Annotated in this window: 14 protein-coding genes and 1 pseudogene; 2 read left to right on the top strand and 13 right to left on the bottom strand. The window is 39.1% G+C overall.

Translation table 11 applies throughout. From position 1 onward, the window contains the following. The first annotated feature begins 166 nt into the window (after positions 1-166). Positions 167-466 carry a hypothetical protein gene (locus tag V6E55_RS21305; protein ID WP_126328447.1) on the top strand — a complete coding sequence of 100 codons (300 nt, stop codon included), beginning with the start codon at positions 167-169 and terminating at the stop codon, positions 464-466. 100 nt (positions 467-566) lie between these two features. After that, complete coding sequence (locus V6E55_RS21310; RefSeq protein ID WP_236921638.1) at positions 567-968, top strand: Imm63 family immunity protein; 402 nt, start codon at positions 567-569, stop codon at positions 966-968. 250 nt (positions 969-1,218) lie between these two features. On the opposite strand, the gene V6E55_RS21315 is transcribed toward V6E55_RS21310, so the two are convergent. From V6E55_RS21315 to V6E55_RS21375, 13 genes and pseudogenes are all read right to left on the bottom strand, one after another. After that, on the bottom strand, positions 1,219-1,803 hold the full coding sequence (locus V6E55_RS21315; protein WP_316943866.1) for a hypothetical protein: 585 nt from the start codon (positions 1,801-1,803) through the stop codon (positions 1,219-1,221). A 109-nt stretch (positions 1,804-1,912) separates the two neighbouring features. Further along, a complete protein-coding gene (locus V6E55_RS21320; RefSeq protein WP_316943867.1) occupies positions 1,913-2,257 on the bottom strand; it encodes a DUF7716 domain-containing protein in 345 nt (114 codons plus the stop codon). Between the two features lie 152 nt (positions 2,258-2,409). Then, a complete protein-coding gene (locus tag V6E55_RS21325) occupies positions 2,410-2,970 on the bottom strand; it encodes an imm11 family protein (protein ID WP_316943868.1) in 561 nt (186 codons plus the stop codon). Positions 2,971-3,224: 254 nt separating this feature from the next. Further along, positions 3,225-3,791, bottom strand: a complete 567-nt coding sequence (locus tag V6E55_RS21330; RefSeq protein WP_316943869.1) for a hypothetical protein — start codon at positions 3,789-3,791, stop codon at positions 3,225-3,227. A 4-nt stretch (positions 3,792-3,795) separates the two neighbouring features. Then, positions 3,796-4,032, bottom strand: a complete 237-nt coding sequence (locus V6E55_RS21335; protein WP_316943870.1) for a hypothetical protein — start codon at positions 4,030-4,032, stop codon at positions 3,796-3,798. A gap of 407 nt (positions 4,033-4,439) precedes the next feature. Continuing rightward, positions 4,440-4,973 carry an SMI1/KNR4 family protein gene (locus V6E55_RS21340; protein WP_316943871.1) on the bottom strand — a complete coding sequence of 178 codons (534 nt, stop codon included), beginning with the start codon at positions 4,971-4,973 and terminating at the stop codon, positions 4,440-4,442. A gap of 472 nt (positions 4,974-5,445) precedes the next feature. Further along, positions 5,446-5,823 carry a hypothetical protein gene (locus V6E55_RS21345; RefSeq protein WP_316943872.1) on the bottom strand — a complete coding sequence of 126 codons (378 nt, stop codon included), beginning with the start codon at positions 5,821-5,823 and terminating at the stop codon, positions 5,446-5,448. A 213-nt stretch (positions 5,824-6,036) separates the two neighbouring features. Further along, the gene (locus V6E55_RS21350; protein ID WP_316943873.1) at positions 6,037-6,519 is read right to left on the bottom strand and encodes an immunity 26/phosphotriesterase HocA family protein; all 483 of its coding nucleotides are present in this window, start codon (positions 6,517-6,519) and stop codon (positions 6,037-6,039) included. Further along, a pseudogene (locus tag V6E55_RS21355) lies at positions 6,516-8,228 on the bottom strand (RHS repeat-associated core domain-containing protein); the annotation flags it as partial. The pseudogene V6E55_RS21355 and the gene V6E55_RS21350, both read right to left, overlap by 4 nt. A 407-nt stretch (positions 8,229-8,635) precedes the next feature. Then, positions 8,636-9,013, bottom strand: a complete 378-nt coding sequence (locus V6E55_RS21360) for a hypothetical protein (RefSeq protein ID WP_316943874.1) — start codon at positions 9,011-9,013, stop codon at positions 8,636-8,638. Positions 9,014-9,270: 257 nt separating this feature from the next. Further along, a complete protein-coding gene (locus V6E55_RS21365) occupies positions 9,271-9,816 on the bottom strand; it encodes an SMI1/KNR4 family protein (protein ID WP_208595058.1) in 546 nt (181 codons plus the stop codon). 297 nt (positions 9,817-10,113) lie between these two features. After that, entirely contained in the window at positions 10,114-10,635 is a 522-nt protein-coding gene (locus V6E55_RS21370) for an SMI1/KNR4 family protein (RefSeq protein WP_316943875.1), read from the bottom strand. 109 nt (positions 10,636-10,744) lie between these two features. Continuing rightward, positions 10,745-11,182 carry a hypothetical protein gene (locus V6E55_RS21375; protein ID WP_155030806.1) on the bottom strand — a complete coding sequence of 146 codons (438 nt, stop codon included), beginning with the start codon at positions 11,180-11,182 and terminating at the stop codon, positions 10,745-10,747. Positions 11,183-11,187 lie beyond the last annotated feature (5 nt).

Raw genomic sequence — 11,187 nt, forward strand, 5'->3', positions numbered from 1 at the left:
GCCCAGAAAAACGCTAGACTATGAATCACCCGCAGAGCGATTCAATAAGTGTGTTGCGTCCATCGGTTGAACTCACAGCGAGGAGCGGACATTCTTGAACAAAGCATTGTGTCGGATTACAGTGAGATCATTGATTTATAAGTGAGTCGAATCAGAACAGTAGCCAATGAAACAAAAACTTCGCAAACGTAATCAAGACTGGATATCAAGGCAATTGCAACGTGCGCAAAAAGAGGAAATGCCGTTAAGTTTCTTTATTAACTTTCCCTCAATACGAGCAACTGCTTGTAATGGTGAGCGCCTTAAACGGCGTGGTCGTCTCAAGCCGGACTGGAGTCGCGCATTGTTTCATCAGGGTTGGGGAGAAGTGCCGATTGTTGGGCCAAAAGGTACAGTTTACTGGTTTGAGGGATTTGATAAGGAACAGTTACCTGTTGGATGGATGCCGCTGTGGGAAGATGCCTGAATGTATTGGTCTCACAGTGCAACATACCATCAACTCTTTTAGCCTGCTGTGAGCGAAATGCGGTCTGGAACGAACAGTTAACGCTCAAAAACAATAAATCATGAAAAATATCGAAGAGTTACGCGCAGAACTTCTCAAAATCGGTGAAAGAATTGGAGGAGGAATAAGACCCAATTATTACTTCACCATCCCTGATAGACCTGACGGTATGGCGACTCCATACCTGGAAATTCATGGCAAAGAATATCATTTCATTGTCAATGAAAGAGGTGCCGAAATAGCGCGTAAAGTAACCCTTAGTGATGATGAGATTCTTTATTGGTTTGTTGAGTGTGGTGTGGCAGGTCTGGCTACAGAGTATGCAGCCATGAATAGCTCACCTGAAATGGAATTCAGGTATGTTTATTTTCGTAAACAATATATTTTAATGCTCTCTATCAAACCTGAATGGGCAACAAGGAAGCGCAGAGAATTTACAGAAATCCTTAGTGGACAGGTTTAAAAAGGTCATAGAATTTCTCAGAAACGTCGTGATCATCAGTTTGATTCAAGCATCACTGCTCCCACAACTAAGCATCCAACGACCCCCTTGATTAAGGATAGCGTTGCATCGACCCGTTGAACTCACAGCGAGGAGCGGAAGTTCGCAACTCCAATAACTAGATGACTAACATTGAGGTGTCTTAATCAACGGGGAGCAGGTCAATCCGTATAATTGTCACCTCATATCTTCCCATCATAAAACATGCATCCTAGCCATAAAAATAATCATAGAATGCATTAAAACCTTCATTACCGAGAATAGGAACAACTCTTTTCCGCAACTCATCAATAAAATCATCTTTTACTTCTTCGTTATCATCTGCTATATCAAAGATATCGTAATCACCATATACCAAATCAATAAGCTCAGCTAGAGAAAATATGAATTCAGAAAGACTACTAGCAATCTGAAAAGGTTCAATCACATCATAACTTGCATAAACAGAGGTATTCCCCTCATCGATAACTGCAATTATAGGTTTGCCTCCACCTAAATCATCGCCAATAACAAGATAATTATCTGGTAAATATTCATAACCACTTTGAGCCTTCAATAACTCACTGACAGAGTGAATTTTAATTGGCGTGTAACCTGTTTCAATTTTTAACCTTTCAGGATTATAATTTTTATATAAAAAATCTATCTCTGTCGAACGAGGTAAGTTGGATGGGAATGCATTACCCAAGTCACTGACAATGCTGAAACTCCCTGGCAGCGAGTATTTATTGCATATAGCAAGGAGTTTTTTTAATGCTTTTTCTATCTCATTTACCATTGTCTCATACGCATCCATAAATATAGCCCTCAGTAACAATCCATTAATTTAGCATAACATTTCCAGAATGTATTACCTTCTGACAAGCTAAGTAAATCAATTTTAAATCACTCTCTCGTTCTTTGAATCAAAGTTCTATAAAGTTATCGTTCTCTAGATAAAAATTTAATCCTGATATGAAATCCTTAACAGAAGGTTTTTCTCTTTGGATAGAGATATTATGTAATACATCTATAAATTGGTCTCCATAGAAAAACAGCTCTAGCGAATTTACGACAACAAAATCGGGGTATACTTCCTCATCGTCATCACTAATGACAGGATAGTTCTCTAAATAACAAACAAGATCTTCTTTAGCAGATGATTCATATTCATTTGTATACACACAAAAATTATCTAATGTATACCCACCCATAATTCTATATATTAAATCATCTAAGCCATAAGCTTTTCTATATTCTAAATGACTCATACGCACAATCCTTAATGGTTTATCTTTTATGCTATGAAAAGAAAGTAGTTAATGATAGGATAATAATCCTCTTTGAACTGTACTTTAAACAAACCTTATAATCCTGGAAATTATTTCCCGGACCATTTTCACTAACTTAAACCATAGACATATTAATAATAAAGAGGGTCAACAAACTCTATTCCTTTCACGTCATAATTAGAAAGGAATTTTTTAAACTCATTTGAAACAATTATACAAGATTTATATTCACTACATCTTGCCACACTAAAATTTTCAACAACATTTTCTTGGAAGACTACTTTACTAAACTTCCTTGGACCATTAGGTAAATAACTTAATATAGGTTGGCTTTCCGAAGCTTCCATATCGATGCATGAAACCTCTCTTAGTATATTAATTATTTTATACCCTTGATGTTGGATTTCATTTACAGATACAGTTGCGTCAATAAGTTGAACATCAGTCCGAAAAACGTCGTGACAAGAAATTAGTGATGCTAATCTTGGCGATATGAATATAGGCCCATCACTATAATAAAAATCGTATGCAAGCAGTGCCTTCTCACTCACCTTAGATTTTAATGTAAAAAAATAACCTTCGTTAGTTTCAATTGATTTACATTGAGAAAAAGCACTTCCAGATACGTCAGGGTGCTGGTATTCAAACCAATAATGATCAGGATAATCTGAAGCAATCCTTAGCTTATGCATTTTTAGAACCTATCTTTTATAACAGAGTGTTTTATAAAAATTCTCACAGTGCAAATTGGCATACTAATTATATAATTTTTTAATCTGGTTATACCCCTATCGTACGACTCTTTCTAAAAGGGGCTGAGTTTGACACAACAACATGGTGTTTCTTAAAGATATCTAACTTCACATCCCCCAATCATATCAAAAAAGGTTGTAAGTGCTCTCGCCCTGAAAACCTCTTATATTAATCCAGTTTTAATTAATTACTTTTATGAGCACTGCCAAAAACCAGCTATAATATCCCCACTGGATATATTTTTATACAAATACAAAGCGCCGTAACCAAAGATGTAATTACCATCAAGTAATTCGCCTGGATAATAGTCTTCATCTATCTGCATGAAAAATGTATAACCATCCTTTTGCAAAGCATCAAAATAATAATCTTCTGATTGTATTAACCTTGCTTCTTCGGTTTTAGTGATAAAATCAGACTCTTCACTTTCAACCTTATCATACCCAACAATAACTGCCTTGTTAATGTGTTTTATCGTAAATGCATCATTATTGCTTTCATCAGAAAACGTATGCGTAAAAACTTTTACTGAACAATTAGGGTAGATATTTTTATCAATCATGTCATCATATCCTTCAGGAGTAAGTATCGTAATATACTCATGTCCATCATCAGGATTCTGAACTGTCAAATAAAACTTATAACCCTGAATATCATCTAGTTTTTCTAAAAAGAATTCAGGTATATTTCCACCAATCCGCCCAATGACATTATCATCAGGCAGGGTACTTATTTTAGCGATAAGATTAGGTTTTAACATTTTGTCAACCCATTTTTCTGGCAAACCCAATAGACTCTTCTCTAAGTTTCATTGCCGTTTCAGTGGCAAATTTCTTAGCGTTTTGACGTTCCCAACCTCTGTTATTCACCAAGTCTTCGTAAATACCTCTTCGAGTAATTGCAGTATTCCTGTTGATATTCTGCAATGCGGACTGGTTTTTTAGTACATTAGGATTATGCAATCCATATTTGGCCTGTAATTTGGATATGGTTTTATGCATAGCGTTTTCTTGCAAAGCTATCGCTGGGTTTGTTCAAAAAAATTGACATCTTCATTTTTACTAAAGGGATTAAAAATAACAATAAAGTCCGCAATACGACCTGTTCCATACTCATTTATAAACTCAATATAATCAGAGGGAATGGTAAACCGTCCTCAATCAGTGGCCATTTCATTCCCTTCCCCGATTCCGAAGGGGCGAAAGGTACTGCTAATATTGTAACCAGTTTATTTATCAACATAGCATGCGTTCCAATATTGATATGAATAGCATTTAATCGTGACTAAACGTCTATCAAAATAACTAATTTGGAAATTAATTTTCATCCCACAGTGTTTTTATTATTAGCACGCTGTTCATAAATGAAAATCGGGAAATATCCAGGAGATACTCCCCGTAAAAATACATTATATACTACTCCATAAAGAAATATCATTTGCCCCTGTTGACTTTATAATTTCCGTTAGCGGGCATGCTTTTAAAACATGCGAACCAACCCCTCTGATAAATAGCTCAAAACTATCAGCTATCGATTTCCATCCACCCATAGTTTGCTCACTTGTAATCGCATAAACTTTGCCATCGTGAGCATTAAGCAAGATAGTATAAGGGTCTGATATTGCAATACATATCACACCATCTGGTCTATGCTCACCAATCCACCAATGATTAAACTCATCATTGTTAATCCTGACTATTTTCTCCAAATAATCATCGCCATGACCGAAAGATATATTACCCAAAGAGAAGTTATCAACATCATAATTATTGACAAACCAAATAAAATCCTTGGGGAAATTTACACCAAGACTTTCCTGTGAAAGTTTAACGTTATCCACAGGCGCTATTCTTTTTTTCAAAATAAAATCATCCATCTCTCCATTAAAAGGAGAAAATTTTTCATGTAATTTAACTTCAATTTCATTTATTGTTAATAACATAGTTACCACTCTTATTTTGCATACCAAACACCGTAACTACTAATATGAGTACGACCAAGTACGGGTATAGTATATGTTCCAAAATCGATAGGATGATGTATTATTTTGTATCTTTTATAATTCATACACTTAGGAAATAGGTGTCATCTTTTTTCTCTAACCACCCCATCTATTTTAATCTATATAACTTGCTTTTACTTAAGGAACTCGATGCGTATCAGGCTACTGACTCAAAAATTCTTAGTGTTTTCTTATATCGCAGTTCGAAGTAAGTATTCCAGATACAAATGTTCTGGTATCTATTGAGAATGCATGATCAGGTCTTCCGGGGTAATGAGGATCTACCCGCGTCTGGTATGGATTGTGACCTCTGACTTCACATCCCTTACATAACCCAAGCGGATCCTGCACAATTAACTGCCCAACCTGTAGGTCTTAGTAGCGGAACAGGTAAGTTCTTCTCAGTTTCAATCTACACTTCAAAAGGATACAATGAGATATTTTTTATGGCTGTTGAAAACGAAACAAATTTACTACCACCTGGGTAGGACTCAACATCTAAAAAAATGATCTGACCACCTAATGAAACAATTAAAACCCCGTCACTCTCATAAGAGATGACCTGAGAAACAAATAACATTCCATCACCATCCACCTTGATTTCAGGTGTCTCCTGACAAACATCATTAATATTCAAGCCCCATTTAAAAATGTCATCCACATCAAATTCGACATTATAACAACTATTTAATTCCGGTGATTCACCACACCATACACCCACTCCATTACCTAAAATCGAGGTGAATTCAACTTTATTCCCATCAAATTTTGATACTGTTATTTTTATCATTTTAGTGACGGTATACTCACCACAATGTTATTGACGTTCATTACATTTTTACAGAATCGCGCATTATGCTTCTTCATGGCAATTATGCATTCAATGCTATTAAAGACCAATAGAGCTTTGTATTTCACTCATTGCTCCATTGTTCATTTATTAAACCACCAGATAATTATTAATTATAAATCAACCGGGAGATTTTATCTCCCGGCTTCACACCTAAAATTTACTTAATAAATTCTTTATATCAAAATCACTTTTAGGTGATAGTTTAGGAAGAGCATTCCATTCATTTTCATCGATTGTGAAAATATTCCCGTAAAAATCTTTCTTTTTGCAAGAATCACCAATACCGAATGCAAAATAAACTTCATCAACATTATCGGGAGAATAATTGTCCTGGTGCCCAATTATTCTCCAGTCACTTTCTGGCTCAATTTTCTTATCCAGTAGAGAATAGGTATCTATAATCAGTGGAGGAATAATTCTTTTAGCATTATCAATTTCACCCTCGGTTATTTCAGGCGCATCAGATAAAATATCGAAAATTTCAGCTATATGCCCTACCGACATTAATGACATAATACGGCCAAAACGATATTTTCCTCCATCAACCTTAAAGCAAAATATATCGCCAGGCTTAACATAGCGAAGCATGGTTCTTGGTTTTTTCTCCCATGCCCAAAATTTAAAATTACTCATCCGCACCTCTTTCCTTTTCCGCCTGAACCATTTTTCTTGATGCTGTATTCTGCTTCAAAAGCCTGTCCTCTTCCGTCAGTACGTCTATGGTCAAATGAATTGTATTTATTCCCGCGATTAGAAGCTGAAATATCTTCACCTATTGTTCCGGTACGAGTTTTATATTCCTCTATGTAATATTGTTCGTAACCTCTAGCTTGTGCATAGGTCACATTCTCATCTAAAGGAAGCAACTGAGCACCCGGAGTTAATCGCCCAGAATCCCTATGTTCTCCCGCTCTCCTGAGAAGATCATCTGTTATACCAACGTAATAAGGTTTTGTTGCTCCTGGATCAAATAATCCATAAACATTGTATCCTGTAGTATCTAGGGCAGTTAATCCAAGGGGATCAATCCACCCCAACGGATTCGGCGCATACTGATAAAGGTTCCACCCGCCATTCAACCCAATCGGATCCTGCACAATAAACCGCCCGACCTGCGGGTCGTAGTAGCGGAACAGGTTATAGTGCAGCCCCGTTTCACCGTCAGCGTACTGCCCGGCATAGCGAAGCGGCTGGTGTGCCATCGCCGTGCGATTTACAACTCTCGAGAACCCTTCGCTCTGATGGCGTACCTCGCCAAAGCTGCCGTACTGGCCGCTCCAGCGCACTGCGCCATGCTCGTCGGTCACCTCCAGCGGCGCGCCGTTCAGATCGGTGTTGAACCAGTAAATCTCACCGCTGCTCTGGTCACGAAGGTGATCCACCTGCGCCAGCGGGCTCCAGGCCTCATTCGGGTCGTAAATATACGTGCTGTACAGCCCGGCGTTCTGCTGCTCCTGCAGCAGGCGGTAGCCCTGCCACAGGAAGCGGGTGTCGGTGGTGCCATGCGTCGTAGTGACGATTTTGCGTGTGCGGCGGCCCAGCGCGTCATAGTGATAGCGCGCCTCAAACCGCCCTTCCGGCCCGGTTCCCCGGGCTGACACCAGACGGTTCTCGGCGTCATACGCATAATGCTGTTCATACAGCCCGTTGCGGCGGCTGACCAGGTTACCCCAGTGGTCGTATTTCATAAACAGCGCCTGCCAGTGCTGCAGGCGGTTATCCGTGACCGGTACCGCATCGTCACTGGCGGCGAGGTTATCCGCGGCATCATAGCTGAACTGTGCGCGGCTGTGCCCCTGTCGGGCCTCGTAGTGCTTCAGCAGACGCCCTTCGGCATCGTAGCCGTAATCCACTTCACCGCGCAGCGTGTCGCTGACACCGGAAAGCTCACCGCGCGCGGTATAGCGATACAGGCGTTCGAGTATCGCCTGCTCCGGCAGGGTCACGTTCGTGCTCAGTTTGCTGCGCTGTCGGGTGCGCCTGCCAAGGCTGTCATACTGGCGGAGCTGCTCGCGCGCGCCCTGGGTGCGGCGCACCTCACGGTGCAGGCGGTCACGGGTGAATTCGGTCACCAGTTGCTGCCCGAAGCGGATGGCGCTGACGTGGCCGGAGCCGTAGTGCAGCCAGGCCAGCTTTTGCCCGCCGGGCAGCGTCAGGCCGGTCAGATTGCTCAGGGCATCCCATTCGTAACCGACCGCGCCATTAATGCCGGACTCGCTCAACACGCGTCCGACGGTATCGTGGCGGTAAACGATCTCATCGCTTTCGATACCCAGGGCAACGCTCTCAGCTGTCGGCGTACGGCGGATGCGGGTGATTTGACCGCTCAGGTCGCGGGTATAATGTTTAACATCAGATGATCATGCTACCGCCATACCCTGATAAATGAAGCTATCTGCACGATAACTATTTTACTTTTTAAACAGCAGTTTAAACACAGAAACTTACCAAAACTTTAATTTCATCTTTATTTACATGTTTGCCGCATGAAATAGGCATAAGCTCTCCTTACTATGGTCATGGCTGTTTGATCCTAGATACTCCATCTTTATGGAAAATTTGGTTCTAGTAATAAAAGCCGGAACTTAATAGTTTTCGGCATATATCATTCATTTATCTAATCATATGTGAGCACTGACGAAGCATTTTGACGTGCCAGTGAGTGCATTTGTGGGGAACTGATTAGGTCGTCATTTTCTCAATTAAGAAAAAAGTAATGCAGCCAAGATACCATGTCGCAGATAAAACCTTACGGTAATTGTAGAGGCACGTCACTGCCTTCAAACACTTCTCTCAAACACTTTCCAAGCGATTTAGAGTCTTTTGCTGCAGGAATGACCACATGATATTCCCTGATACCAATCATTTTTACAGCATTTTCATTAAGCACGATCACAAGTTTGTCTTCAGTGAGCTGAACAGAACGAATAGAGTCTGTTAACTCATATTCCGTTGACTCACTCTGGAATCCAATACATTCATTAACGGGTAATTCATCTTCGTCGAATCGTCCGATAATGATAAAATTTTTTGGATCATGATTGTCATCCCCTATTCCGATGATGAAGACATCATTTTCTTCATAGCAGTTGATACACGCTGCAATAAGATTTTTAACATTACTCATCAGTTCTCCTTATCTTGCGCCATTTTGCTCCTGACAGATTTTATCGGAAGTCTGGTGTTCATTAAGATGGCTTGTATCCTAAGAGGATACCTAAGATAGTACCCGCTCCAATTTTTTATAGATTGCTATTTTTAAAAGGTAAAGTATATATCTCCGGCATAGCGAAGCGGCTGTTGATGCTGTAATCTGCTGCACCAGCTACACCCACCTTACAGCAATAGATGGGCTTCGCCAGGATCACCGCAAGTACACATTTATTAAAAATCAAGATCGACTTTAACTACCCCTGATGCATCTATTTTATCATCCTGAGCAGTAAGCATATCAACAAACTCATCGAAGGAGTTTGCTATTTTCGTCAGCCCGGAGGTCACTACTGAATCATTGAATATTGGATCAGATTCGTGATCCCAAAACCAGATCTCTCCCGACATACCTCCCTTGAGGCAAAGACAGATTTGATTATCACCAGACGAGGCTCCTATCGGTAACCATTGATCGCGAAAATCATTCCGGTATGTATCAGCCATTTCAAAGACAGTATATTCTTTACCCGATTCTGCAAGGCCGTACAAAGACTCAAGCGTATCGTTTCCTTGCTCATCAGACCACGGAGATGGTTGTAACGCCTTGAAAACAACATTTACATCAAAAAGAACAGAAACGCCAAAATGAAGTAAATAGGCACGATAACTTTCAGGAATTGGCCCTATTGATGTTTCTAATGTATTTAAACTCTTTTTCAGTTCATCTAATGGTAATGGTGTCGGTTTCGCTCCAAAGCGCTCTAATTTTTTCAACATTTTCCTTTCCTCCTCATATCTGATGCGGAGCCAATATGTGGCACATTGCCATGAAGATCTCTCGGCAGAAGAATTATGGTATTCGCAATCAGATGATGTGGAGTGTTCATCTTTTCCCTTAACAAATTCTGAGCCCCTTTCTGTGTAATGCCTTTTTCTATACAATGGCATTATTACCAATGATAAAATACAAGCATATCTGACATTCTTTTTATTACTATTTATCTATTTACTAACATCCAAATTTAAAAAAAATAAGCCATGATCATATTCTTATTATGGCTTATTTTTGAAATATCATAAATCAACAGTTACATTCATTCCTACATCAAGGGATGTCTCACAAATTTTCTTATAAAATTCAGTAAAGCTATTAGTAATTTTATAGATATTGCCGCACTCATTTTGCTCAGCGATCTCAAACTCTTGGATATCATCCTCTGCATGTAGATGTGTTCTGTCCCAATAATACACACCTTGGCTTTCACTGCCATTTAATATAAGGTAAAAGTCACCTCCAGGATCATCACCAATAATTAACTTATCATCAATAAAATCAAGTTCATTTAAAAAATTTTCATTTTGACGAAAAATATCGTGGTTTGGATTTTTCATATTCATTCCAAAAAGGGCGTAAAAAGCGATAACCCCTTCATCAACACCTGCGTACTCCAGCTCACAAAAATCCGGGGATTTTACAACAAAACCATTTTTCAATCTGAGAAATTCTTTATAATCATCTGGCAAATGGATTTTGAATTTCCCCTCCAAAATTTTAATTTCATCTTTATTTGCAGGCTTACCGCATGAAATAGGCATAAGCTTTCCTTACTAAGGTCATGACTTCTTGATCTTAGATACTCCACACTATGGAAAAATTGTCTGTAGTAATGAAAGCCGGAACTTAATGGTTTCCGGCATATTTCATTCATTTATCTAAATCAAAAAACCATTCAATGAAAGAATTAAAGTCTACCCATTGAGGCTTTAATTCCCCCTGTAGGAACTTAGTTAAAGTATCCCCTACATTGATAAATAAAACCTCTCCAGTTTTTTTGTTATAAAAATACCCACCCTCGCTTTGAAAACCATCCAAGGGAATATACTCGTTTGGTATTTTTAATATTTCATGTGTTCTCTTAAGATCAAGTTGGTATGAGGAATTTATAACAAACCAGCAGATCTGATAAATTTCATGATTCCTGCTATGAAAAGTAGCCCCATCCTCAACGTGCAAATAAAATTGAGCAAAATCAGAAGAAAGGTCAATACCTAAAGAAAGCAAAGCATCACTATACTCTTGAGTGATATCATCATACCACCAACCTCGAGATTGACTCATTAACTTTATTTTTTCAGATAACATAATCT

It is taken from the genome of Enterobacter sp. 342, assembly GCF_036663495.1.
Taxonomy (GTDB): Bacteria; Pseudomonadota; Gammaproteobacteria; order Enterobacterales; family Enterobacteriaceae; genus Enterobacter.